Here is a 25725-nt window from a genome sequence, read left to right as displayed (position 1 = left end):
TTTTATGATTACGCGTTTCTCTCCTTTTCAAGATCCCAGACTCTGTGCTGAGCAATAGCCTGGATGAATTTATCTGATGGATCACTGTCTTCCCATGTAATGATTGCAGGATCCTCATGTTGTTTCGCTGATACATTGGAATTATGATAAAGTACCTCCGTATCTTTTCCAAAGTAAATTGCTTTACAGTGTTTATAAGCTTCATTGATGAAATGCAGAACCAGGTGTTTGTTTTCAGCAATCATCAATTCTTTTACGGAATCTTCTCCCGGACAGATGGTAAGAGCATCAAAACAGACACTTGCCGTACTGGTAAGAGAATGTTTGGGAGTCAGTTCGGAACCGTCATTGAGTTTTACCGGAGCAACACTTGTTGCAATCAGTTCCACTCTGGCGCCTTCTGCTTCAAGTTTTGTTTTAAGATCATTGACAGCTCCTCCATCTGCACCGTTAGCAAGAATAAAGCCTATTTTCCGACTCTTAATTGTATTTTTAATGGTATTCATCATGCTTAAAGCATCAGAAAACTTTGTATGTGGTTCTCTTTCTTCGCTTTGAAGGTCTATGATGTTACTATCCGCCGGCAGGCTTTGATTAGGCCATTCCAGTTTTTTAACTTCCACTCCTAATTTTTCTGCTACTTTCCATGCAAGATCCGTATCAATATAGGCAAGCTGCCCTACCAGTCTTTCTCTGATCTCAGGACGGGTTACTTTTGACAGTTCAAAGATCAATGCATTCTGAAGGTGTGTTTTCTCCGGTGCAGACTGGCTGTTATAGAATAATTTTGCCTGTGAATAATGATCTACAAAGCTTTTACTCCTTTCTCTGATTTTCACTCCTGAAACTCTTTCCTGCTGAGACGTAAAGCCGCCTTCAGACATCATGGCCTGAAAAGGACATCCGCCGCCTATGGAATTCGGTTCATAGCTGCTTTTTCCTTTCACGATCTGCTGTCTCATATGACCATCTCTTTGGTTGTTATGAACCGTATTGATGGATCTGTTGATCGGTATTTCATGGAAATTGGGCGACCCCAGTCTTGAGAGCTGGGTGTCGGTATATGAAAATAATCTTCCCTGCAGCAGCGGATCATTGGTGAAATCTATTCCTGGAATGATATGTCCCGGGTGAAAAGCAATCTGCTCGGTTTCTGCAAAGAAATTATCCGGATTTCTGTTAAGTGTTAAAGTTCCGAAGATTTCCACAGGAACTTCTTCCTCAGGAACTATTTTGGTAGGGTCAAGAAGATCAAAATCAAATTTGTGTTCATCTTCTTCAGGAATAAGCTGTACCCCAAAATCCCATTCCGGATAATCGCCGTTTTCTATGGCTTCCCAAAGATCCCGTTTATGGAAGTCAGAATCTACTCCCGAAATCATCTGAGCTTCACTCCAGGCTACGGAATGCACGCCTAATCTGGGCTTAAAATGGAATTTTACAAAATGTACTTTTCCTGCCTCATTGATGAATTTAAAAGAATGTACTCCGAAGCCTTCCATCATTCTCAGGCTTCTCGGGATGGCTCTGTCGCTCATTAGCCACATAATCATGTGCATACTTTCGGGCATCAGTGAAATAAAGTCCCAGAATGTATCATGGGCAGATGCAGCCTGTGGAATTTCATTGTCAGGCTCAGGTTTTACAGCATGTACCAAATCAGGAAACTTGATGGCATCCTGAATAAAAAATACCGGCATATTATTGGCTACCAGGTCATAATTTCCTTCTTCAGTATAAAATTTAACCGCAAATCCGCGGACATCTCTTGCAAGATCTGTACTTCCTTTACTCCCTGCTACAGTTGAAAACCGTACAAATACAGGTGTTTCTTTTCCCAGTTCTGTTAAAAATTTTGCTTTGGTGTACTCTGCAAGGCTTTTAGTTAGTTTAAAAACGCCATGTGCGCCGGAACCTCTGGCGTGAACTACTCTTTCAGGAATTCTTTCATGATCAAAATGGGTAATCTTTTCCCTCAGAATGAAATCTTCCAGTAATGAAGGGCCGCGTTCTCCGGCTTTTAAAGAATCCTGGTTGTTATTGATCTTTAAGCCCTGATTGGTAGTCAGTTTTTCATTTTCATTGGAAGTAGTGTGTACATCCAGTTGTTCTGCTTTCTTGTTGTGTTCGTTGGTGTTCATATTCATAATCTTTTTGTGGTTGGTGTATTTTCTTTCAAAAGCAGTAAATCATGGGGTACAGAAATTAATCTGTCTTATTTTCCCAGAATTTCGAGAAGCCTGTTGATATATTCTTCCTCCTTCAGAACTTTATAATAAGCTGTTTTGGCATATAAAGTAAATGCGGGAGATTCATATCTTATTTCAGCATCCATATCCGTAGTTTTCGTTGTGTTATTAGAATGAAACTCCTGGATATTGAGGATATATTCTTCGAGATAAGTATCTATAACTCCTTTCAGAACTTCACAGGTAGCATTGTTCTTAATCTTTTCTAAAGACTTAATCAGAAAAGCTGTCACTCCGTAAGAATTCATAACAGACGGAAATAAAGACTCATTCTCTATTGCATTATTTTTGTTGTTCAATTCGGACTGTTGCAAAGTGTCGTTTTCAAATGTCATATTCAAAAAATGGTATTAGTTATTGGAAACTTTCAAATACTGTTCAAAATAATGAAGGTCATTTTTATCTTTTATGGATAAATAAAACATGATCTGTTCCGGTTCTTTTAATCCTATACTGCCAAAACAGTCGAAATGAGCAATTAATGCCTGTATATTTTCAATATCGATATCTTTCAGAATAATGAATAAAAGAAAGATATTTTCTTTGATCTCTTTCGCATAAACTGCAGCTCCATCCTCGAAACACTTTCCGGTATGGGATACTTTTACAAAATCTTTATGTCTCAGTGTTTTTATAATTTTCTGACAGTCCATATATTTTGATTTCATGATTAAAATAAGCCATATAGAACAAGCTACATGGCTTATTATATAGTTTAGTCTTCTTGTTCTGCATCAAAATTGATGGATGTCTCTGCAATATCTGTAAGGTAAGAATCGGTATCTTCTTCTTCCTGAAGTGTTCTTTCAAGGAGATCGGCTGCCTTATCATGTCCCATCGTTATGGCAAGCTGAGCCAAACCGCCATATGTGGCGATTTCGTAATGTTCTACTTTCTGTGCCGCAATAATAAGGGCGACATCTCTCGTTGCAGTACCGTCTTCTGTAGCTTTGATAACTTCTTCACCTTCTTCAATAATCCCTTTAATTGCCTTGCATTCTTTCTTTTCAGGCTTTTCATCAATGAGCTTGAAAACTTTTTCCAAACGCTTAACATGTTTTTGGGTCTGAAGGTGATGGTCTTCAAAAGCATCCTTCAATTCTTCAGCAGTAGCTGCTTCCTGCATTTTTTCCAATGCATCCAGAATTGCATTTTCAGCAAAATAAATATCCTTTAGGGCACTCACAAAGAACTTGTGAAGGGGAGAATTTTTCATTTCATCCTCATTGACAGTTGTCTTATCTGCCGTACCTTTTTTGGTGGCAGAAACTGCACTATTGGTTTCTAATATTTTATTGGGCATGGTGTGAATGGTGTTTGTTATTAAAGGATTACCTCTTTATATGGCTAAAGAGGCAATCCTGGAAAAAGAATTATGAATTACGTCTGCCTCCGAATCCGGAACGACCTGAAGATCTTCCGCCTCCGTGGGATGCCTGGCCTCCCATTCTGGCTATTCTTGTACGCTCAGATTTACTCATTGCAGCAAATCCTCTTCTTGAATTTCCTGAGTTTGAGTTTGAGTTTGAACCTCCTCTTCCTGAGCTATTACTATTGCTTCCTGATCTTGATGAACCTCCTCTTCCTGAGCCGGAACCTGAGTTAGAAGATCTGCCTCCACCATGAGAAGCCTGGCCTCCCATTCTGGCAATTCTTGTACGCTCAGCTTTGCTCATGGAAGCGAAACCTCTTCTTGAAGTACCATCTCCTGATGATGACCTGCCTCTGCCTCCTGATCTGGAGCCGGAACCAGAATTTGAACGTCCGCGGGAACCACCACCGGCGTTTCCTCCACGAGAACCGCCTCTACCGGAAGTAAATCTTCCCTGACTGTCTCTCTGCTGGTTACCGTTTCCGCCTCTGGAACTGCTTCTTCCTCCTCTACGACCTCTCTGATCATCATCGTCTTCTTCGTCATCATCATAATCTTCATCATCTTCATCATCATAATCGTCGTCGTATTCATCATAATCATCTTCATCGTAATCATCATCATCATAATCGTCATTTTCATTATCAAAATAATTTTCATATTCTGAAAAATCATCGTCATAATCTTCATCTCTGGTTGCATCATTAAAACCATGATCATATCCTAATTGATATACTTCTTCAAGGTTTTCTGGCGAATGCGAACGTCCTCTTGAGCTGTTGCTTCTTGAATTTCTAGTGTTCATAACTGAATTTTTTTTATTAATATTTAGTGATGTCTATTGCAGTCCGTGACTAGTATTAGACGGCAACAATTGGGTGTCGATAATTTTAAATAATAATAAAAGCGAAATGCTTTTTGCTTGCCTTTTACTAAGGGCTTAAGAATTGTGAAAGAATGTATGTCAAATATACGTTAGAATAATTCACTTTTTTATGACCTGAATCATGTTAATGCAGATTAATACAAAATTTTTCTGTCTTTTAGGATAATACTACCCTCTTTTTCCATTTTTTTCAGGGTGCGGATCACTGTTTCCACACGCATACCTGTAAGGTTGGCAATCTGTTGTCTTGTAAATTCAATGTGAAAACATTTTTGGCAGTCTTCATCATGATAGCTTTTAAGATATTCCAGTAAACCCTTGAGCCTCTGCATAGGGTTTTCTGATGCAAGGCTCTGTACCATTTTCAATTTATAAAAAATTTCCTGTGAAAAACAGGCATTCATTTCAAGAGAAAGATCAGGGTTCTGTGTGATCATTTCAAAGAAATTATTTTTGGGAAGTCTGATAATCCGGGAATCTTCAAGACATATGGCATTGATTGGATATTTCTGGTTGAGAAAAAGCATGGCTTCCCCAAAGCTTTGTTTTTTGCCCAGAATATTATGAATGAATTCCTTTCCGTTTTCGTTATAATTATTCAATTTTACCTTCCCTTCACTGATCTGAAAGTAATAAAGTGCATGATCCTCTTCTCTAAAAACCGCTTCCCGCTTTTTATAATCCCTGTCTTCCGCACCAAAAGAGTACAGAAGACTTTCATCAATATTCATACAGCTGATTGTTTTCATAACATCAAATAGGTTTTTAAATAAATAATGATAGAAATTTAATATAAGATTTTACGATTTTCAATTCTCACGATTTTATCTCTTTCCATATGCTTAATCGTCCTTATCGCGGTTTCCACACAAAGACCTGTTAGGCTAGCCATTTGCTGCCTCGTTAATGGAATCAGGAATGAATATGGACGTGCATCTTTCTGAAAACTCTTCAAATAATCCATAAGACCCCTAAGCCTGATGGATGGGTTTTGAGAAGAAAGATTCTGCATCATAATAAATTTATAATAAAGGCGTTCAGAAAGAAAACTGTTAACCTCCATATATAATTCAGGGTTCTGGTTCAGTAAGTTGAAAAAAATGGATTTATGAAGTCTTAGAACACTGCACTCTGTAATGGCTTCAGCGTTCATAGGATAAGGTTTCTCTATGAATAGAATAGATTCTCCACAGCTTTCTCCATCGGATAAAATGTTTTGAATAAACTCTTTTCCTTCCTCGTTATAATTGTTAAGTTTTACTTCTCCTTTAATAATCTGGTAATAATAATTAGGAATATCCCCTTCACAGAATATCACTTCTGAAGGGGTATAATGTCTCGTTTCTGCTCCCGCTGAAATCAAAATGTTTTCGTCGATAACCATAATAGTTGTTTTTGGTGTTGTTTTCTTCTTCTCCTCTTCTTAGTCTTAGTAAAAATATTGGTAATCGATTGTAATATGCATGCAAAAACCGCACCTTAATGATTATTCCTAAAGTTAAAAAAAGTTAAAAATTTTAATAACTTCAGCCATGTTTTTCATTTATTGACCAAATATCGGTAGTAAAAATGCAATTAAATTGATTTTTTGATACCACATGTTTAAGCTATAGATTGTACAGTATATTGAAATCCAATACAATAAAAACCCGTTTTCACTTAATGAAAACGGGTTTTTCAAAGTAATAACAGAAAAAACTACTATTTCTTTGGGATTTTATTTTGATGGGCTCCTGTAGTATCTGTAAGTTTTTTTGAGGAAACCGTATCACGATGGATTGTATCGGAAGCGATTGGACTTACGGGAGAAACAGAATCCGTCCTTATGGTATCAGCTATGACAGTGTCTGTCGTAACATGGGTTTCTGTTTTGGATTCTTTTTTACAACTCAGGACAATAATTGCTATAAGCAGGCTTGACATAATAATCTTCATAATACTCTATTTTGTGGTGATAGTTCAAAGGTAGACTATTGTAAAGCAGCTTTCTTATGACTTAAGTCATAATGCTTTATATTTAATTATTTCGCAAATTTCTTAGTTCCTGCAACACATAAAATCACCCCTACTGTCACCCCTAGCATTCCTATACTTACCTGCTCATGAAGAAGCCATGCCGCCAATGCCAGCCCAAAGAAAGGCTGAAGTAACTGAAGCTGACCAACAGTAGCTATTCCTCCCTGTGCTAATCCTTTATACCAGAATATAAATCCAATAAACATACTGAAGAGAGAAATATAAGCCATTCCAAACCATCCCTGAAAACTCACATTCTGAATATCATCAGGAAAATAAATAAAAAATAAAGGAATCATAATTGGTAGTGCCAATACCAAAGCCCAGGAAATAACCTGCCATCCTCCTAAGGTTTTGGATAATTTAGCTCCTTCAGCATAGCCCATACCACATAAAATTACGGCAAGCAGCATTAGAATATCGCCAACAGGTGAGGCTGATATTCCCTGCGAAACAGCATAGCCGATAACCAGAAGACTTCCTACAATTGAAAAAAACCAAAATACAGGATGAGGTCTTTCTCCGCCACGCATCACTCCAAATACCGCAGTTGCCAGAGGAAGCATTCCCAGAAATACTATAGAATGGGCAGAAGTAAGATACTGAAGAGCCAATGCAGAAAGAAGGGGAAATCCTACCACACAGCCAAGGGAAACCAGCAATAATGGGATCAAATCTTTTTTGACGGGACGTTTTTCTTTTCCCAGCCACAAAACGGTAAGCGCTAAGACTCCAGCGACAGCTGCACGGACAATTGTTACAAAAGTAGGGCTCATTTCCATTACGGCTAACTTAGTGGCCGGCAAACCACCACTAAATAAGACCACCCCTATAAAACCATTGATCCAGCCACTTATATTTTCATCCTTTGAGATTTGTTTTGTCATCATTTTATTCAAGCTTTTAATTGATATTCAAAATTAGAAAGGATAATTAAATAAACACAGTATCAGTTTTGTATATTTGCATGAGCACAGTTTAAAAATATGAGCAAGGAATTTTTATATACGGAAATTGCAGATGGCATTGCAGGACAGATAAGAAGTGGTATTCTAAAGACAGGAGACAAGCTTCCTTCCGTAAGAATGCTATGCCAGGAACATCAGGTAAGTATGAATACAGCCAAGCGTGTTTTTCTGGAACTGGAATCCCAGTCTTTGGTAGAATCTAAGCCACAGTCTGGTTATTTTGTAAGCCAGCTGCTCTCTGTAAAACTTCCTTTGCCGGAAGTAAGCCGCCCGTCCTTGATCGCCAATAACGATGAACCGGATGAACTGATCAGTAAAGTGTATGAAAATATGGGTAAAAAGGACCTTACCTTTTTCTCTATTGGAATTCCATCAGGAGATCTTTTACCTCAGGCTAAACTGAAGAAAGAAATTATAAACGCTACCAGGGAATTAAAAGATGGTGGTACTGAATATGAAGAACTTCAGGGAAATCTGAAATTAAGAAGAATGATTGCAGTACGTTCCTTACAATGGGGAGGAAATCTGAGCGAAAATGATCTGATTACCACCAATGGTGGGATGAATGCTCTTTCTTTTTGTTTAATGGCTTTAGGAAAACCTGGAGATACTGTTGCGATTGAAAGTCCCTGCTATCCTGGAATCCTTCAGTTGGCCAACGGATTGGGTTTAAAAGTTCTGGAACTTCCTACCCATCCTACGACCGGAATAGAAATTGAGGCTTTAAAAAAATTAATTCCCAAAGTAGATCTGTGCCTGTTGATTCCCAATTTTAATTCACCTTTGGGAAGCTGTATGCCTGATGAAAATAAAAAAGAAATTGTAAAAATACTTTCCGAAAATAATATTCCGTTGATAGAAGATGATGTCTATGGAGACCTTTATTTTGGTTCCAGCCGTCCGAAATGCTGTAAATCTTTCGATAAAGACGGAAATGTACTGTACTGCAGCTCTATTTCAAAAACTCTGGCTCCCGGCTATCGTGTGGGCTGGATTGCTCCGGGGAAGTATAAAGACAAAATCATGAAACTTAAACTTCTGCATTCTACATCTTCTATTTCTATTGTGAATGAAGCTGTTGCCAACTTTCTGAAATCCGGAAAATATGAAAAGCATCTCCAGCAGCTTCGCAGAACATTACAGTTCAATTATCAGAATTATGTACAAACCATTGCAGAATCTTTTCCTGAAGGAACAAAAACCAGCCGTCCGCAGGGAGGCTTGTCCTTATGGGTAGAATTTGATAAAAAGATTCGCACAACAGAATTATACGATCTGGCTATCAAGCAGAATATAAGTATTGCCCCCGGAAGAATGTTCACTTTTCAGGAGCAGTTTGAAAACTGTATGAGGCTCTGCATAGGGCTTCCATGGTCGGAAGATACACAGGCAAAACTCAGACAGGTGGGACAGCTTGCCAAAAGGATTTATTTGAAGTAAGGAAGATGGAAGCTAAAATAGTTTTAAAATAATTGATCTCAACTTTTATTGATAAATCTAAACAAGAGCTGTTAAAGTTCTTTTATATTCACCAGAATTTCAAGCCTCCATCTCCCAGCCTTTTCTATTTGTTATCCGGGATGAAATTTTTTCTTGCCAGCTCCTTTCTTACACGGCTCAGGCTCTCAGGAGTAATTCCCAGGTAAGAGGCAATCATCCATTGTGGAACTCTCAGCAGTAAGTCCGGATACATTTTGATGAATTTCATATATCTTTCTTCTGCAGTCTCTCCCAACAAGGAATTGATCCTGTTTTGAAGGCTTCTGATGTGTTTCTGAAGAAGGAAATCACTCCTTTCTATGCTATTCGGAAACTGTTCTACCAATTTGTTGAAGAAATCAGGATGAAGAAACAAAACTTCAGAATCTTCTACTGCTTCTATATAATAAATGGATTTCTCATTGAAATAAAGGCTGCTTCGGTCAGAGATCAGCCAGCTTTCCGGAGCAAACTGAATAATATGCTCCTTCCCGTTTTTATCAATAGAATACATCTTTATCAGTCCTTTTTCTACAAAGAAAATATGTCTGCAGATTTCGCCGTACTGGAGAAGAAACTGATTTTTAGGGATTTTCTTTACTTCATAGTGCAGGCTGCAGGTGTTCACATTCTGGAGCGGAACATTTAAAACTTTAGCTAGATAATTATTTATATTCTTCATGATACAATCTGGCTTAAAGAAATATCCTGATGTGAAGCACTGTTAACAGGTTTTCCGTTTTCTATGACAATCAGCTGCGGACTTTCATGTCTGATTTCAAAATCTGCTGCAATTTTGTTAGAAACAGGTCTGTGAGCTAACAAATCCAGATAGTATACATTCACTGGCTGTTCTGAGTTTTCTACTTCTTTTTCAAAATTTTTCAGAACAGTTCTGCTGATAAAGCAACTTGTAGAATGTTTAAATATTGCGATCTTATTCTGAAAGGAATCTTCTATCGCTTTAGTAAGATCCTCTTCAGATTCTATCTTTTTCCAGAATGTTTTTTGGTCAGGGGTTTCGCTTTTACCGCCAAATATTTTATCAAAAAAACTCATACATTAAATTGTTTTAGATGGTGATCCAGATGCTTGTATTCTAAAAATGTCCAGTCTTTTTCAGTCATTTTACCAAATAGTCTGTGGCGGTCCGGCAGCCTGTTTTTTTCACAGAGTTCCCGGAATTCTTCCAGCGTTTTCAGCAGATTGGCTTTTGATACATCAAAATCACATTCAAAATTAACGATTAGTTTTCGAAAAGTAGGCATATTTCTGGGAATTCCATTATTGAAAATATGCATTTCTATTTTAGTAAAAATCCCAATTGTCTTAAACGTCACATTAATACGGGGAAGTTCCACCTTTTCCAAAGCTACCTGAAGAACCAGGTCACAATGTTTTAGCATTTGACATACATTCATTCTCCCCCATTTTCCATGAGAATTTTCAGATAACAGGGAAATTCTTTCTATAATTTCCTGATAATATATTGGATTATTGAGACTCTTCCTTACCAACCTTTTTCTATCTTCAGATTTTCAATATGGGCAAAATGATGATTACAATGCCACACGTATAAAGCCAGGCTTTCTCTTAAATTATAATTCTTATTGTGTTCAGGATGATGGAAAGTTCGTTCAAATTGTTTATTGGTAAGGCTTTTAAGAAGTGTTACCCATCTCTGGTGTGTTCCTTTCAACATTCTCATTGCCGGCTTTACAGGCATATGAAAACTGTCCTGAAGTTCCGCCCATTTCGCTTCATCATAAGGCTTTATGGTAGGGTTTTCTTCTGTGAGAGCCAGTTTGAAACGGATAAAACTGTTCATATGGCTGTCAGAAAGATGATTCACAAGCTGTCTTACCGTCCAACCTCCTTCTCTGTAAGGAGTATCCAACTGATCGTCTGTAAAATGTTCAATGAGATTCTTTAGCCGGCCAGGAAAGTCTTTGATCACTTTGATATAAGTATCCAATGTAGTATCACAGATGTTTTCAGGCACTTCAAACGGTCCTATGGGAAACTTTTTTTTCTCTAAATCACTCATTATTCAGGGTTTATTTTTTTTTAATTATTGCCGATTTGTACTCTCATTATTTAGTAAAATAAGTTGTGAATATCAGCTTGTGCGAATTTATCAAAAATTCAAGAGTTTAAAGTGAATAAAGCATTAATTATACCGATAATGATTTTTGTGGTACCGGTTTTTCATTAAAAAAGGTTTCAATTGTATAGACTGAAACCTTTTTATTTATTGTTAATAATTAATATCCGTGTAAATCAATACCTTCTGTTCTTTGCAGCGTAACTTTTCTACCCATTTTCTTTTGGATGACTCTGAAATGCTGCAATTCATCATCCGTCAAAATGGTGATTGCTGTTCCTTTTTCATGGGCACGTCCTGTTCTACCAATGCGGTGGATATAATCCAGCGGCGAACGGGGTAACTCGTAATTGATAACACATGGCAGCGATTCAATATGAATCCCACGCCCGATTAAATCTGTAGCCACCAAGATCTGAGCTCCGTTTACTTTAAATTCTTCCAGATTATTTCTTCGTGCTCCCTGAGATTTCTGGCTGTGGATGGCCACCGCTTTTATTTTATTCTTTTTAAGCTTCTCCACCAGATTATCCGCAGATCTTGTAGAGGAAACAAAAATCAAAGCTTTTTCTACTTTCTTTTCTTTGATCAGATATCGTAAAAATGGACCTTTGTTCTCCGGAGCAACATGATAGGCCAGCTGTTCGATATTATCAATTTCAACTTCTTCTTTTTTAATTTCAATAATCGTAGGATTGATAGAAAGACGTTCTTTCATTTCTGAAACTTTATCATTCAAAGTAGCTGAAAACAATGTAGTTTGCTTTGCTACAGGCATCATGGCAAAAAGTTTATTCATTTCTTCACCAAAGCCTAGCTGAAACATTTTATCAGCTTCATCAATCACCAAATGTTTAATTCCTGAAATACTCAACGCATTATGATCAATTAAATCCAGCAAACGTCCCGGAGTAGCAATCAAAACTTCCACCCCAAACATTCCCTTCATCTGTGGATTAATAGAAACTCCTCCATACACTGCCATTGTGCGGACTTCTCTCTTTAAATTATCTGTGAATGCCCTGAACACTTCATCGATCTGAATAGCCAGTTCACGCGTAGGAACCAATATCAAAACCTGAACATTACGGTCTTTTTTTACTTCCGCATTCTGTAATTTTTCTAAAATCGGCATCACAAAACAAGCTGTTTTACCGGAACCTGTCTGGGCAATTCCCATAAGATCTTTCCCTTGTAAAATGACAGGAACAGCCTGCTCCTGTATGGGGAAAGGTTTTAAATACCCTAATTTTTTGACAGAACGAATAATATTGTGTGATAATCCTAACGATTCAAATGACATAAAAAATACTTATTTCCTGCAAAGATAAGCTATTGATTTTTGGTTTAAGCCTCAAAACACAACAGGCTGCAGACAAAATTCAAATATTGTAATTTTTATACCCTTCATGGATAAGCATTGAAAATTTATGTTGCCGATTTGTCCGATAATTCAGGTTTGGACAAATTTTTGAAGATTAGTTTTGTAAATTTATCAAAAATTCGAGAAATCAAAATATGAAAAAAGCGTTAATAATAGTCGATGTACAGAATGATTTTTGTGAAGGCGGAGCACTTGCAGTCCCTGGAGCCAGCGAAATTATTCCATACATCAATCTCTTGATGGAGGAAAATGCATATGATCAGATAGTTCTTACACAAGACTGGCATCCTGCCGGTCACAAAAGTTTTGCAAGCAGCAATGGAAGAAAGGTAGGAGAAAGTATTATTTTAAATGGTGTTCCACAGTTTATGTGGCCGGATCACTGTATTCAGGGAACTTTCGGAGCAGAATTCCATAAAGATCTGAACAGAGACAAAGTAACCCATATCGTACAGAAAGGTAAAAATATTGAGATAGACAGCTACAGTGGTTTCCAGGATAATAACCATTTCATGAAAACCGGACTGGATGATTTCCTGAAGTATCACGACATTCAATTGGTAGAAATCGTAGGTCTTGCATTAGATTATTGTGTCAAGTTCACAGCACAGGATGCGGTAGCTAACGGATATGTTACGTGTCTTCATTTCAACGGAACACGTGCAGTAAATGTAAAACCTGACAATGGCAGAGATGCTATCTATGAAATGATTGAGAAAGGAGTAACCGTGTTAGGGTAATTCTTTTTAATGATGAGTTATGAATTTTGGAATTCACAGCTTACTACAATAAAAAAGCGCAGAAAACAATTCTGCGCTTTTTGTTTTTTATCCTGAAGATACTTTTTGAAAGAATGAACTAAGTTACAATCCCTGAATCTATAATTCATCATTTATAACTCATATTCATCATTATATTAAAGCATTTTAAGGTTGTTCACTTCCAGTTCTGTAAGGATTCTCCAGTGTCCTCTTTTGATATTCTTCTTCGTTAATCCGGCAAACATTACTCTGTCTAAAGATTCTACTTCGTACCCTAATCTTTGGAAAATTCTTCTGATAACACGGTTCCATCCGATGTGGATCTCAATTCCAATTTCATTCTTAGGTTTCCCCTCGATATATGAAATCTGATCAACAACAGCTACTCCTTCATCAAGACGGATTCCTTCTGCAATAAGACGTAAATCTTCACCAGTAAGCTTTTTATCCAATGTTACATGATAAATCTTTTTAGCATCAAAAGAAGGATGCGTCAGTTTTTTAGTCATGTGACCGTCATTGGTCAGTAAGATAACTCCTGTTGTGGAACGATCCAGTCTTCCCACCGGGAAAAGTCTGTAAGGAGAAGCATTCGCTACAAGATCCATTACAGTTTTTCTTGCTTTATCATCTTTTGTAGTAGAAATATAACCTTTAGGCTTATTCAAAAGTACATATACAGGCTTTTCAGGAGTAATACTTTGTCCATCAAAAACCACTCTGTCTGTTTTCTGTACCTGATATCCCATCTCAGTTACCACCTTTCCGTTGACTTCTACCAACCCCTGAGTAATCAGGTCATCAGCTTCTCTTCTGCTGCAGATTCCGGAGTTAGCGATATACTTGTTAAGACGGATGCTGTCTTTATGAACATCTTTTTCAATTTTATTCAGCCTTCTTTTCTGTACAAAAGATCTTGTTTTGTCATCATTTCTTTCTTCACCATTAGATGGTCTTCTTCCGTATTTCAGGCTGCCTCTTTCGTACTTATCTCTTGTATCGAAATTCTTTCCTCCTCTCTTAGGCTTTCCAAAAGATTTCTTCTCATAGCTCTCACTTTTATTCGTGATATAAGGTTTTCTTTCAGATTTTGATCCTGATTCGTCATTGGAATTTTCGAAACTGTCGGTATTTCTTTTGAAAGGTTTCTTTTCAAATCTTGAGTTGGATCCTTTATGTTCCGGGCCTTTTTTTCCTCCATCTTTAGAGAAAGGCTTTTTAAAAGGTTTTGATCCTGAAGAATTTCCAGATCTGGAAGCACGAGAATCATCAGAACTTTTCTTGGTTGAAATTCTTGGTCTCTTTGGTCTATCTGAATTATTATTATCTCTGCTCATTCTAAAAATTTATGCAAAGATAGTAATTTAGTTACGAGTTAAAAATTAAGAATCATAACTTTGCACTATAGTTTACATTTTTAACTTTACATACAATAGAAGATGATAACAATATTAAACGATAATTTTTCTCAGCTCAACGAGTTTCTTCACGAAAAAAAATTCAGTAAAATTTTCATTCTGGTAGATGAAAACACGCATGAATACTGTCTTCCTATTCTTTTAGGAAATATGGAAACAGACCTTGGATTTGAAATTTTGGAGATTGAAGCCGGGGAGGAAATGAAAAATATCCAGACAGCCAATCAGCTTTGGGAAATTCTTACAGAAATGCAGGCAGACAGAAAAGCATTGGTTATCAACCTTGGTGGTGGAGTAATTACGGATATGGGTGGATTTGTTGCATCTACTTATAAAAGAGGAATACAGTTTATCAACATCCCTACTACCCTTTTATCCATGTGTGATGCTTCTATTGGTGGAAAAACCGGGATCGATTTGATGCACTATAAAAATATGGTGGGAACTTTTGCTTTCCCTGAGCAAATCTTTATTTTCCCAAAATTCTTAGAAACATTACCATTTAAAGAATTAAGAAGTGGATTCGCGGAAATGCTGAAGCATGGATTAATTGCTGATAAAAATCATTGGGATCAGCTGATTCAGATCCGTAAGCTGGAAGTGGAAACAGTCGTTCCCCATATCCAAGCTTCTATGAATATTAAACAAAATGTGGTAGATCAGGATTTCCATGAGCAGAACATTAGAAAAACACTTAATTTCGGACATACCATAGGCCATGCTGTGGAAAGTTTATGTTTACAGCAGGAAAATCCAATTCTTCACGGCGAAGCTGTAGCTATGGGAATGATTGCTGAAGCTCATCTGGCTTATCTTGAAAACCTTATTTCACAGGAAGATTCAAAAATAATCATTGAAAACATTCAGAGGTATTATCCTTACCTTGATATCAGTGATTTTAAAGATGAAGATATCACGGCATTATTACTGAATGATAAAAAGAATACAGACAGTAAAATCAATTTTTCCCTGCTTTCAGGAGTAGGTTCTTGCCATTACGATCATCAGTGCAGCCAGGAAAATATCCTTGAATCTTTATCTTTTTATAGAAAATTGAACGATGCTTAACATTTTTTTCAAAAAAAAATTTGATTTACGGCTTGTTTTTGACAAAATTGTCAATTTAGATCATGTCTAAACAAACATTTATTTAAAATTGCAAAAACATTGATAATCAATAAGATATTTTAAAAATCACTTAAACACTAAGTGATTTTTTTATTGATTTTAATCATAAAAAATATTTTTGGCAAGCAATTTGAAAGATACTCTGCGTTCAACTGAAAATGCTGAACAGTAGTAAAATTTAAAATTAAGAAAGAGTAAAATTAAAAAAATTAAAGTTATGAAAAAGTTAATTTTAGGATTAGCGTTAACTGCAGGAACATTCGCATTCGCTCAACAGACAGGAAACACATCTTCTAATCCGGTAACATTTGGGGTAAAAGGAGGTATGAACGTTTCTTCCCTTTCAAAAGATAGCGGTCTTGATGATCAGAAATCTAAAATAGGATTCAACGCAGGTGTATTTGCCAACATTCCATTAGCAGCTTCATTCAGCGTTCAGCCGGAGGTTCAATATTCACAATATGGTAATAAATCAGATTATACAGTAGCAGGAACAAAATATTCCGCTTCTACTAAATTAGATTATATTACTGTACCAGTAATGTTCCAGTACAACCTGATCCCAAATCTTTATGTAGAAGCAGGACCGGAATTTGGTTTCATGGTAAGTGCTAAAAACAAGTTCAAAAATGAATCAAATGGACAGTCTAACACTACAGATAACTACAAAGACAATCTAAATACATTTAACTTTGGTATTGGTCTTGGTGCAGGATATTATTTCACTCCGAACCTAGGACTTACTGCCAGATATGTAGCAGGTTTAACAGATGTAGCGAAAAACAGACCTAGCGGATCCGATGCTACAAGAAACAACCTATTCCAGGTAGGATTAGCTTATAAATTTAAATAAGCTACACATTCACTAACAAATTTTATATTCAATAGAAAAGAACAGATTAATTTTTTAATCTGTTCTTTTTTTATGTTAAAATAACAAAGAGTTCATAAAACAGCAAAAATACATCCCATTTTGATGAATTATCGATTTGTTAAAAACCCATAAAGTCTTTATACATGGGGTTTAGCGGCATATTGTTTGTTGCTTCTCGGACGTTAAACAACATAAAAAATTAAACTAATCTATGAAAAAGATTTTTCTAGGCCTGGCACTTATTGCAGGTACTTTTACTTTTGCTCAAAGCACTTCAACTTCTACTGAAGCTACTACTCCATCTTCTTCTAAAATCAAATTCGGTTTGAAAGCAGGATTGAATGTTTCCAATCTTTCTAATATGGATATGAAGTCAAGAGCCGGATTCTATGGTGGTGTCTTTGTAAACATTCCTGTCGCTAAGGATTTCTCTGTTCAGCCAGAAGTATTATATAGTGCTGTGGGAGCTAAAGAGAAAGGAGGAAGTAATGCAAAACTTGAATTGGAATATATTTCTGTTCCTGTAATGTTTCAATATAAAGCACTCCCTAATTTTTATGTAGAAGCCGGGCCTCAATTTAGCTTCTTAATGGATGCCAGACTGAAAAACAATGTGGGAAGTTTACACCTTAAAGATGCGACCAGAGGTTTTGATTTTGGAATCGGATTGGGCGCTGGCTACGATTTCACTAAAAATATCGGTGTGAATGTAAGATATACTGCAGGATTATCTGATATTGTAAATAAAAGTCATCGATATCTTTACGGATATGACAGAGAGGGCTCTGTGAAAAATGGCGTATTCCAGGTAGGAATAAATTACAAATTCTAAAGCTTTAGTAAGCTTTTTTCATTAAGTTTTTATAATTAAAGTGGAGTCGGATTAATTTAATCCGACTTTTTTAGCATAAATGAAAAAATTATTCTTATAAACATATGTTGAATAGCAGATTTACAACATACTATAACTTTGGCACACCGTTTGATTCTTAATGAAATGTTAAATAAAACTTAATAACTATTAAAATATAAAACTTATGAAAAAAATTCTTTTAGGTCTTGCCCTAGTAGCAGGTACTTTTACTTTCGCTCAAAAGACTTCAACTTCTACTGCTTCATCTTCTCCAGTTAGATTTGGAATAAAAGCAGGTCTTAATATCTCTACTCTTACCGAGAATGACTTCAATTCTAAAGCTGGATTCTACGGAGGATTGTTTGCTAACATTCCTGTAGCTCAGGACTTCTCTTTCCAACCGGAAGTATTGTACAGCGGAATGGGAGCAAAGATTAAAGGAAGTAATGATGTAAAAGTAAATCTGGATTATATTTCTGTACCATTAATGCTTCAATATAATGCTCTTCCTAACCTATATCTGGAAGCAGGACCTCAGTTCAGCTTTTTGGTTAACTCAAAACTGAAAGCTAATTCCAATTCTGCAGATGCTAAAGATCTTTTCAAAGGTTTTGACTTCGGAATTGGCCTTGGAGCAGGATACTACTTCACACAGAACATCGGAGTTACTGCAAGATATGTTGCAGGTTTAACAGACGTTGCTAAAAACAGACCAGATCTATCTGAAGATAAAGCTAAAAATGGTGTATTCCAGTTTGGTTTAGCTTATAAATTCTAAGAAATCAGTTTAGCTTTTAAAGCAAACTACTCATCAATACAAAGCCGGATTTAATATAATCCGGCTTTTTTATTATTTGTCTATTTTTTGGCAAGAAATTTGCGTATTGAATAATTGATTGTACTCTATCCGGAAATTTCCAACTTACGGTCTTGTTTTCACAATGAGTATGCTTTGATTCAGTTGATATTCAATTGAATATCAAAATTAAAATCTAACTATTACCATCACCTTTTAACGAGAACTGTGTCAGGTTGGGCTGTCCAACAGAGTGCACAACAGAATATTGAGGATATTTTGTTTTATCAATAGAATACATTTTGATTTCAATAGAAAAAGTCAGGTTTATTAGTTTAAGCTTGACTTTTTCGCATACAGCATGATTTTTATCATTTCTCATCTTTATGGCAGATATTTTGCCGCAAAACAAAAAAAATAACTTAAACCATGAAAAAATTTTTTCTAGGACTTACATTTGTCGGCTCTTTTTTAATGAATGCTCAGGAAAAAGAACAGCCTGTCACCACAGCACCTTCAGTTAGATTTGGGATTAAGGCCGGTTTCAACGGCTCTACTTTCAGCAGAGGCGAAAGAAACGAAGTAGATAATAGTGAAAAAGTGAAAGCTGGTTCATATATCGGAGTATTTGCGAATATTCCTCTTGCTGAAAAATTCAGTATACAACCCGAACTTCTTTTCAGTCAATTAGGTTCAAAAACCGAAGATATTTTCATTCATCATTCAGAAAATTCTTACACAAAGCAGGAATATACTTATAAGACAAATTTAAATTATCTTACCCTTCCTGTAATGGTTCAATACCACATTCTTCCTCAGTTGTATGTGGAAGCAGGGCCGGAATTCGGCTTACTTTTAGGAGGAAAAATAGAAGGAGACGGAAGAAATGAAATAAGATACAATGATACAACGAGTACTAGTACTGAAAGTTTCGACAATAAAATTCCAATGAAATTATATAATAAGTTCAATTTCGGAATCGGAATTGGTGCAGGATATTATTTCACTCAAAATTTTGGAGTGACAGCCAGATTTACAGCGGGAGTAACAGGAATTTTCAAAAACGATTATGGTACTAAAGTCAGAAATAATGCACTTCAGATTGGCGTAGCTTATCAATTTAAATAGAGATCTTTATTATTTTCAAAAACTGGTCCCGGGCTTTAATAGTCCGGTTTTTTTATTTCTGTCTCTCAATAAAATCCAAGAAGGCTGAGTAATTCCTGAAAATAGTACTCTGTTTCTTTTTTTTTATCATTTTAATTATCAACAATAAAGCTTATTGAGCATTCAACTATTTTCATAAAACAGTCATTTTACAATATGTTTATTCATCAAAAAGGGATAAATGATTAAAAAAAAACTTTCCAAAAAACATCTGAAAACCCTTATAAACAGGCATTTTTTAACTTTGGCAAGCATTTTGCAAAATAATTCGAGTCTGATTGAGAGATTATCCGACACACAAATAGTAAAATTAAAAAAATAAAATTATGAAGAAGTTATTTTTAGGATTAGCATTAACTGCTGGTACGCTAGCTTTTGCTCAGGAGACAGAAACAAAGACAGAAACGAAAACAGTAAATGCATCACCACTAAAAAATGATGTTCAGCCTATTAGATTCGGGATCAAAGCCGGAGGAAACTCAGCTTATTTCAGCCAGCAGAAGTTTGGAATCAACACTCAACAACTAGGTTTCCACGCGGGTGTATTCGTTAATATTCCAATTTCAAAACAATTCAGCTTCCAGCCAGAGGTATTATATAACCAAATGGGTGCAAAAGATGTAATGTATTCTACAGAAACTGACAATGGAGTAACGAATGTAAAAACTAAGGTACAGAGCAGAGTAAAAATGGATTACATTTCAGTTCCGTTAATGGTTCAAATGAGACCTACGGATAAGTTTTATATCGAAGCAGGACCTGAATTCAGTTATTTCATCAACGGAAAAAATAAAGGAGAATCTACTGTAGCAAGTACTACAGGAGGTGTTACAACTACCACTTCAAGTTCTCACTCTACAGATATTGATAAAGACATGATCAACAAATTCAACTTCGGTTTAGGCCTTGGTTTAGGATATGACATCACTTCCAATATCGGTATCAATGCAAGATATGTAAACAGCTTAACAAAGATTGATAAGAGCATGTCTGCAGCTGAAAATAACAACAGAGTATTTCAGTTAGGCCTGAATTATAAATTCTAATCAACGACCAATTTTTTAACCCTAAGTGCAGCGTAATCTGCACGCATAAAATAGCCGGAAGTTTTCTTCCGGCTATTTATATTAAAAAGGGTTATTCGAATATTCTCGGATCATCACTGATAACACCGTCTATTCCCATGTCTTTTAATTCCTTCAGTCTTTCTCTGGTATTCACAGTCCATGGGATTACTTTCATGCCTAATGAATGACATTCCTGCACTAATTGCGGGGTAACAAGACTATGTTCAGGGCTGTAAATAGTGGGAGTAAAACTCAGGAACTTCATATCTCCGGCTACTCCACTCAAATGATTGGGATACATTTTGAATTTTTCCACGGAAATATTTTTAAAATAAGCCTGCTGCTGAGCCCGTTTTTTATCATCTACTTTTTCCACGAGTAAAGCAGTCCTGATTTTAGGATATTGTTGATGAAGGATTTCCAGCGTTCTTGGATCAAATGACTGGATAATTACCCTGTCCTGAATCTTTTTTTCTATAATAATCTTCATCATCAAATCTACAAATTCTTTTGGCTCAGGATGAAAAATGTTATCAGAAAAAGGACGTGTCTTTGTTTCAATATTGTAAAAAGGCAGTGGTCTTTTCAATTCACGGGAATAGGCTTCACAAGCATCTATAACCTCTGAAAAAAGAGGTTTCTGAGCTTTAATTTTCTTTTGATCCGGATAGTTATTCAATTTTTTTAATCCGACATCAAATGTTTTGATTTTTGCATAAGGCATCTCATAAATTTTGTAATAAAAACCTGAATCTTTAGGAATGTAAGTTCCATCCGGTTTTGTAACGAGCTCCGGTGAGAGAAAGGCATCGTGAGAAAGAATAACTTTTTTGTCCTTCGTTATGACCAGATCCATTTCCAGGGTGGTCACATTCATTTTCAAAGCATTTTTCATGGCCGGGATTGTATTTTCGGGGTAAAGGGATTTCCCTCCGCGGTGCGCCTGATTATCAAAAGTCTGTGAAGAATAAAGCTGGGCAAATATCATAAAAATACCCGGGAAAAATAGATGTTTCATATCCTGAAGTTTTAATCCATCAAAATTAAAACTCCATTATATACTGTATAATACAGGAATATTAAGCTTTTGCTACATTTAAACAACAAAAGAGCCGGATTACAAACCCGGCTCTTCTATTTATTATTTCAATAAAGAGATTAGTTGAATAAATCTACCTCTTCTCCTTTTCCTACAGGATATTCTTCTGTAAAGCATCCGAAGCAGTGGTTGGCAGATCCTAAAATAGTTTTCAGGTTATCTATGCTTAAAAACTCCAAGGAATCTACTCCTAAATAATTTTTAAGTTCTTCTGTCGTCATGTTGGCAGAGATCAGATCATCTTTAGACGGAGTATCAATTCCCAGATAACATGGTGCAATGATTGGCGGAGAAACACTTCTGAAGTGGATTTCCTTTACTCCTGCATCTTTTAGAATTTTGACCAGTCTTTTAGAAGTTGTCCCTCGAACGATAGAATCATCAATGATCACTACTCTTTTATCCTTCATCTCAGAGATGATAGGGTTCAGTTTAAGGTTCACTACCCTTTCTCTCATTTCCTGTGTAGGAACAATGAAGCTTCTTCCGATATATCTGTTTTTGATCAAAACAGGACGGAAAGGTATTCCTGAAGCTTTAGAGAAACCAATAGCAGCAGGAACTCCGGAATCCGGAACTCCAATCACCAAATCAGCTTCTACAGGAGCCTGTTCCCAGATTTTCTCTCCGGATTTTTCTCTGATCTCGTATACATTGATATTTTCTAAGGTAGAGTCCGGTCTTGCAAAATAAATATATTCGAAAGAACAGATTCTCTGCTTACCTTTTGCTTCATCCATCATATAAGAATGAAGTTTTCCGGGCTCATTTTCATTGGTATAAATGATCTCTCCCGGAAGGATATCACGCACATACTGAGCGCCTACAGCATCTAATGCAACAGATTCTGAAGCCACTACATATGATCGCTCATCGATCGCTCCCAACACTAACGGACGGATACCGTTGAAGTCTCTGAACGCAAAGAATTTATTTCTGGTCATCCCAACTACAGAATATGCTCCTTCAATCTTTTCCATTGTTGCTTTAATAGCTCCACGAAGACCTAAATCAAGGTTTTTCTGGATCAGTCTCAGGATCACTTCAGAATCGGAAGTAGCTCTGAAAACTACGCCTTCAGCCTCTAATTCTGCTTTTAATTCTTTTGCATTGGTAAGGTTACCATTATGTGCTATTGAAAGTATAATCTGGTCATATTCGTTTTTGGCGAAAAATGGCTGAAAATTATATTTCTTTTTATCTCCTGCAGTGGTATAACGGGTATGCCCAATTGCAGAATTTCCCATAAAAGTTTCAGGTTCCTGAATTTCTTTATAAACATCTAAAACCAGTCCTTCGTCTTTCATGTTTGTGATTCTGCCCTCTTTTAAAACGGAAATACCACAAGCTTCCTGACCTCTGTGCTGTAATGCAAAAAGACCAAACTGAGAAAGAGAGAAAGTATCCAGATCATTATCTGAATACAATCCGAAGATCCCACACTCTTCATTGGGAGCATCCAGTCTTTCCTCTTCCTGAGTTCTGAAAAGATTTCTTCCGTAAGTCTGGGTTTCAAACTGTTTTAAATATTCACTTTTATGAATGTCTAAACTTTTCATTTCTATTTTTTCTAATGATTAGAAGTTAGATATTAGATGTTAGAAATTAGTCTAAGTTAACTTCAGTTTTTAATTTTTGTTTTAAATAACAAATTGTTTTCAGAATAATAACCCTTCTCTGAAAGCTTATTTCTGTAAAAGATTTTTAAGACGGTTGTAGATTTCTACATAAGCCTCAGTAACTTCTCCTAAGTCTCTTCTAAATCTGTCTTTGTCAAGCTTCTTCATAGTATCTTTGTCCCAAAGTCTGCAGGTATCTGGAGAAATCTCGTCAGCAAGGATAATTTCACCGTCTGAAGTTTTACCTAATTCGATTTTGAAATCTACCAGGATGATATTGATTTTGTCAAACAGGTCGATAAGGATATCATTGATATCTGAAGATAATTCATACATCTCGTCAAGCTCTTCATAAGTAGCTGCTCCTAAGAAAACGGCATGGTGGTCATTGATAAGCGGATCTCCCAACTCATCTTTTTTATAGCAGATATCGAAGATCGTTACCGGAGATTTAATTCCTTCTTCTACTCCTAATCTTTGTGCCATACTTCCTGCAGAGTAGTTTCTTACTACCATTTCCAAAGGAATGATAGAAACCTTTCTTACCAGCTGCTCTCTTTCGTCTAATTTTTGGATGAAATGAGTTTTGATCCCTTTTTCATTTAAATATTCAAAAATAAGAGTTGTGATCGCGTTGTTCATTTCTCCTTTAAGGTCTACCTGACCTCTTTTTTGAGCATTAAATGCTGTAGCATCGTCTTTGAAACGTACTACTACTTCATCAGGATTATCGGTTGCAAATACTTGTTTTGCTTTCCCCTCGTACAACATTTCTTTCTTTTGACTCATAATTTTACTTTCTAAATTGTAGTTAGATTTATTGATTTATTTTATTATTATTCCTGTTAAGACAGCCAGTCCAAAACTCAGCAGTGTACCAATTAATACATATTCTGTAAGTTTTCTCTGTTTTGCCTGTGCAAGGTCGCTGAACCTGAAAACAGATTTGGCAGCTACCATGAACCCTACGCCTTCCCAGTGATTCACCATAATAAAGGTGAAAACCAGCAGACGTTCTAAAATTCCGATATATTTTCCGGCACTTGATAAAGATTCGGTTTGAATAGTGTTGGGGCCATCCGGAGCAGGTGTCCAGGATGACAATAAGATTTTGATAAAAATAGAAGCAGGTGTGGTTAAGAACAGTGCTGCCATAATGATCTTTAAAAATTCCTGATTCTCTAAAAATCCGAAGCTGAATTCCCGGAAATAAAAAGAAACTCCGGCAATCACAAGAATATGCAGCAGCTGATCAATGAAAAACCATCTTTTCTTAGTCTTTACATTCTGGAAAATAAGCTTGGCCGCATCAATAATAAAGTGAGTGATTCCCACTAATACGGCAACCCACCAAAGCTGAAGATCCCAAAGAAAAATCAGGCTTAAAACAGTGTGAATCAGAACATGAATGTATAAAAACTTACTTTTCAGTTTATAGTTTTCCTTATCTGCAACCCATGAATTTGGCTGAAGTATAAAATCTCCAAGTAGATGTGCCAATATGAGTTTGATGAAGATCATGCCTATAATTCTGAGATTTTCTTTCTGAAATACTGATTGGTTTCCACAATAAGCTCATAGTTGGCTCGTTTCAGTCTCTGGCTTACCGAAGACTGTGAAATAGCAAATCTTTTAGCAAGATCTTCCTGCGTGATATCCTGATTCATAATCATTTCATGAATAATCTCTGCTGTAGCCATGGTCCAGTTATCAAAATCCTTGGAAGACCATTTCAGCAGGATATTAAGATCCCTGTCCACCGGGTCACTGGATGTTTTAATAGCAACGGTATGACCATCACTTTTAAGATCATTAAGCAATCTTCCTGAATTAACATAAGCTGTACCGTTAGATTCAGTGATTTTCTCAGAAGAGAAACTTTCCTCACCAATACCTATGGCCATTCTTACATCCAGATTTTCGACACTTTTAATAAGAGATTTTATAGCTAGAAAACGCCAGAAAACTTCATCAATTTTGCACTTGAACTGAAACTCGTCTCCCCTGTAGATTTCCCATGTGTGAGGAGCGCTTCCCCATTTTTCGAGAAGATGTTTAAGCCTGGTAATCCAAACTTCAGTGTCCGCATGCTGTGAATTTATAATATCACCGGTAATGACCGCTATCATACTGCAAATATAAGCATAATTACTTATATATAAAAAATATAAGCAGAAACACTTATAGATATTGATTATTAGTGAATCAGCTTATATCAATAATGCAGTAAACACAAGGTTTTTAAGAAGTTACATAAAACCGCAAAATTACAGAAATGTAAAAAAATGTTTGATGTTTTGTTATTATATTAACTTTAACTCTACTTTTTTCTTTTTTTTTAAGAAGCTGTTCCTGCTATCCGCTCATACTCCTCGCTCCTTACTGTTCCGGCTGCTTAACCCTTCAACTCTCCCACTTATACTCCGGGGTAACCGCTCCTATCAGGGCTAGGAAAGTCATTGCGAGTAAAGCGAAGCAATCTCTT

The 25725-nt window shown here is 36.3% G+C and carries 29 protein-coding genes; 8 read left to right on the top strand and 21 right to left on the bottom strand.

Annotation, left to right across the window (positions count from 1 at the left end; all coding sequences use genetic code 11):
• Nucleotides 1-8 precede the first annotated feature (8 nt).
• The 9 genes from FB551_RS05905 to FB551_RS05865 all read right to left on the bottom strand — a co-directional run bounded on the left by FB551_RS05905 (nt 9) and on the right by FB551_RS05865 (nt 7413).
• Nucleotides 9-2147 (bottom strand): catalase, encoded by a 2139-nt coding sequence (locus FB551_RS05905; RefSeq protein WP_142015916.1) that lies wholly within the window; start codon nt 2145-2147, stop codon nt 9-11.
• A 68-nt stretch (nt 2148-2215) separates the two neighbouring features.
• Nucleotides 2216-2584: a hypothetical protein gene (locus FB551_RS05900; protein WP_047430628.1), complete on the bottom strand. Its 369-nt coding sequence runs from the start codon at nt 2582-2584 to the stop codon at nt 2216-2218.
• A gap of 15 nt (nt 2585-2599) precedes the next feature.
• Nucleotides 2600-2902, bottom strand: a complete 303-nt coding sequence (locus FB551_RS05895; RefSeq protein ID WP_142015913.1) for a hypothetical protein — start codon at nt 2900-2902, stop codon at nt 2600-2602.
• Nucleotides 2903-2964: 62 nt separating this feature from the next.
• Complete coding sequence (locus tag FB551_RS05890) at nt 2965-3552, bottom strand: ferritin-like domain-containing protein (protein ID WP_047430634.1); 588 nt, start codon at nt 3550-3552, stop codon at nt 2965-2967.
• 70 nt (nt 3553-3622) lie between these two features.
• Entirely contained in the window at nt 3623-4426 is an 804-nt protein-coding gene (locus FB551_RS05885; protein WP_142015910.1) for a KGG domain-containing protein, read from the bottom strand.
• Nucleotides 4427-4641: 215 nt separating this feature from the next.
• Nucleotides 4642-5256: a Crp/Fnr family transcriptional regulator gene (locus tag FB551_RS05880; protein WP_226798627.1), complete on the bottom strand. Its 615-nt coding sequence runs from the start codon at nt 5254-5256 to the stop codon at nt 4642-4644.
• A 38-nt stretch (nt 5257-5294) separates the two neighbouring features.
• Complete coding sequence (locus tag FB551_RS05875) at nt 5295-5891, bottom strand: Crp/Fnr family transcriptional regulator (RefSeq protein WP_047430637.1); 597 nt, start codon at nt 5889-5891, stop codon at nt 5295-5297.
• Between the two features lie 317 nt (nt 5892-6208).
• Complete coding sequence (locus tag FB551_RS05870; protein ID WP_047430641.1) at nt 6209-6442, bottom strand: hypothetical protein; 234 nt, start codon at nt 6440-6442, stop codon at nt 6209-6211.
• A gap of 86 nt (nt 6443-6528) precedes the next feature.
• On the bottom strand, nt 6529-7413 hold the full coding sequence (locus FB551_RS05865) for a DMT family transporter (protein WP_142015907.1): 885 nt from the start codon (nt 7411-7413) through the stop codon (nt 6529-6531).
• 96 nt (nt 7414-7509) lie between these two features.
• Between FB551_RS05865 and FB551_RS05860 the strand changes: the two genes are divergently transcribed.
• Nucleotides 7510-8931, top strand: a complete 1422-nt coding sequence (locus tag FB551_RS05860; RefSeq protein ID WP_142015905.1) for an aminotransferase-like domain-containing protein — start codon at nt 7510-7512, stop codon at nt 8929-8931.
• A gap of 124 nt (nt 8932-9055) precedes the next feature.
• Here FB551_RS05860 and FB551_RS05855 read toward each other — a convergent pair whose 3' ends face one another.
• From FB551_RS05855 to FB551_RS05835, 5 genes are all read right to left on the bottom strand, one after another.
• Entirely contained in the window at nt 9056-9652 is a 597-nt protein-coding gene (locus tag FB551_RS05855; protein ID WP_034698263.1) for a Crp/Fnr family transcriptional regulator, read from the bottom strand.
• Nucleotides 9649-10029: a bacillithiol system redox-active protein YtxJ gene (ytxJ, locus tag FB551_RS05850; protein ID WP_142015902.1), complete on the bottom strand. Its 381-nt coding sequence runs from the start codon at nt 10027-10029 to the stop codon at nt 9649-9651. Before ytxJ ends, FB551_RS05855 begins: the two co-directional genes overlap by 4 nt.
• Nucleotides 10026-10487 carry a DUF1569 domain-containing protein gene (locus FB551_RS05845; RefSeq protein WP_226798626.1) on the bottom strand — a complete coding sequence of 154 codons (462 nt, stop codon included), beginning with the start codon at nt 10485-10487 and terminating at the stop codon, nt 10026-10028. The genes ytxJ and FB551_RS05845 overlap by 4 nt, the downstream gene beginning before the upstream one ends.
• Entirely contained in the window at nt 10481-11017 is a 537-nt protein-coding gene (locus FB551_RS05840) for a YfiT family bacillithiol transferase (protein WP_047430653.1), read from the bottom strand. The genes FB551_RS05845 and FB551_RS05840 overlap by 7 nt, the downstream gene beginning before the upstream one ends.
• A gap of 217 nt (nt 11018-11234) precedes the next feature.
• Nucleotides 11235-12377, bottom strand: coding sequence for a DEAD/DEAH box helicase (locus tag FB551_RS05835; RefSeq protein WP_142015899.1), 1143 nt, complete (start codon nt 12375-12377; stop codon nt 11235-11237).
• 215 nt (nt 12378-12592) lie between these two features.
• On the opposite strand from FB551_RS05835, the gene pncA reads away from it, so the two are divergent.
• Nucleotides 12593-13198 carry a bifunctional nicotinamidase/pyrazinamidase gene (gene pncA, locus FB551_RS05830; RefSeq protein WP_047430657.1) on the top strand — a complete coding sequence of 202 codons (606 nt, stop codon included), beginning with the start codon at nt 12593-12595 and terminating at the stop codon, nt 13196-13198.
• A 176-nt stretch (nt 13199-13374) separates the two neighbouring features.
• Here the strand turns inward: pncA and FB551_RS05825 are convergent, their stop codons facing one another.
• The gene (locus FB551_RS05825) at nt 13375-14556 is read right to left on the bottom strand and encodes a pseudouridine synthase (protein WP_226798625.1); all 1182 of its coding nucleotides are present in this window, start codon (nt 14554-14556) and stop codon (nt 13375-13377) included.
• A 102-nt stretch (nt 14557-14658) separates the two neighbouring features.
• On the opposite strand from FB551_RS05825, the gene aroB reads away from it, so the two are divergent.
• The 4 genes from aroB to FB551_RS05805 all read left to right on the top strand — a co-directional run bounded on the left by aroB (nt 14659) and on the right by FB551_RS05805 (nt 18270).
• Nucleotides 14659-15705, top strand: coding sequence for a 3-dehydroquinate synthase (aroB, locus tag FB551_RS05820; RefSeq protein ID WP_142015897.1), 1047 nt, complete (start codon nt 14659-14661; stop codon nt 15703-15705).
• Nucleotides 15706-15982: 277 nt separating this feature from the next.
• On the top strand, nt 15983-16618 hold the full coding sequence (locus FB551_RS05815; protein ID WP_142015894.1) for a porin family protein: 636 nt from the start codon (nt 15983-15985) through the stop codon (nt 16616-16618).
• Between the two features lie 232 nt (nt 16619-16850).
• On the top strand, nt 16851-17471 hold the full coding sequence (locus FB551_RS05810) for a porin family protein (RefSeq protein ID WP_142015891.1): 621 nt from the start codon (nt 16851-16853) through the stop codon (nt 17469-17471).
• Between the two features lie 205 nt (nt 17472-17676).
• On the top strand, nt 17677-18270 hold the full coding sequence (locus FB551_RS05805) for a porin family protein (protein ID WP_047430668.1): 594 nt from the start codon (nt 17677-17679) through the stop codon (nt 18268-18270).
• Nucleotides 18271-18484: 214 nt separating this feature from the next.
• Here FB551_RS05805 and FB551_RS05800 read toward each other — a convergent pair whose 3' ends face one another.
• On the bottom strand, nt 18485-18670 hold the full coding sequence (locus FB551_RS05800) for a hypothetical protein (protein WP_142015889.1): 186 nt from the start codon (nt 18668-18670) through the stop codon (nt 18485-18487).
• Nucleotides 18671-18717: 47 nt separating this feature from the next.
• On the opposite strand from FB551_RS05800, the gene FB551_RS05795 reads away from it, so the two are divergent.
• Together FB551_RS05795 and FB551_RS05790 are read left to right on the top strand one after the other, a co-directional pair.
• Complete coding sequence (locus FB551_RS05795) at nt 18718-19416, top strand: porin family protein (protein ID WP_047430674.1); 699 nt, start codon at nt 18718-18720, stop codon at nt 19414-19416.
• A 365-nt stretch (nt 19417-19781) separates the two neighbouring features.
• Entirely contained in the window at nt 19782-20501 is a 720-nt protein-coding gene (locus tag FB551_RS05790; protein ID WP_047430678.1) for a porin family protein, read from the top strand.
• Between the two features lie 91 nt (nt 20502-20592).
• Here FB551_RS05790 and FB551_RS05785 read toward each other — a convergent pair whose 3' ends face one another.
• From FB551_RS05785 to FB551_RS05765, 5 genes are all read right to left on the bottom strand, one after another.
• On the bottom strand, nt 20593-21540 hold the full coding sequence (locus FB551_RS05785; protein ID WP_142015886.1) for a glycerophosphodiester phosphodiesterase family protein: 948 nt from the start codon (nt 21538-21540) through the stop codon (nt 20593-20595).
• Between the two features lie 140 nt (nt 21541-21680).
• Entirely contained in the window at nt 21681-23180 is a 1500-nt protein-coding gene (gene purF, locus FB551_RS05780) for an amidophosphoribosyltransferase (protein ID WP_047430682.1), read from the bottom strand.
• A gap of 126 nt (nt 23181-23306) precedes the next feature.
• The gene (gene purC / locus FB551_RS05775) at nt 23307-24029 is read right to left on the bottom strand and encodes a phosphoribosylaminoimidazolesuccinocarboxamide synthase (RefSeq protein WP_047430685.1); all 723 of its coding nucleotides are present in this window, start codon (nt 24027-24029) and stop codon (nt 23307-23309) included.
• 36 nt (nt 24030-24065) lie between these two features.
• Nucleotides 24066-24761: a DUF3307 domain-containing protein gene (locus tag FB551_RS05770; protein ID WP_142015883.1), complete on the bottom strand. Its 696-nt coding sequence runs from the start codon at nt 24759-24761 to the stop codon at nt 24066-24068.
• A gap of 2 nt (nt 24762-24763) precedes the next feature.
• Nucleotides 24764-25369, bottom strand: a complete 606-nt coding sequence (locus tag FB551_RS05765; protein ID WP_047430691.1) for a SatD family protein — start codon at nt 25367-25369, stop codon at nt 24764-24766.
• Nucleotides 25370-25725 lie beyond the last annotated feature (356 nt).

Origin of the sequence: Chryseobacterium aquifrigidense (assembly GCF_006716485.1) — a bacterium.
Lineage (GTDB): Bacteria > Bacteroidota > Bacteroidia > Flavobacteriales > Weeksellaceae > Chryseobacterium > Chryseobacterium vietnamense.
Note: the sequence above shows the minus strand (reverse complement) of the source record. Positions and strands in the feature narration are given on the sequence as shown.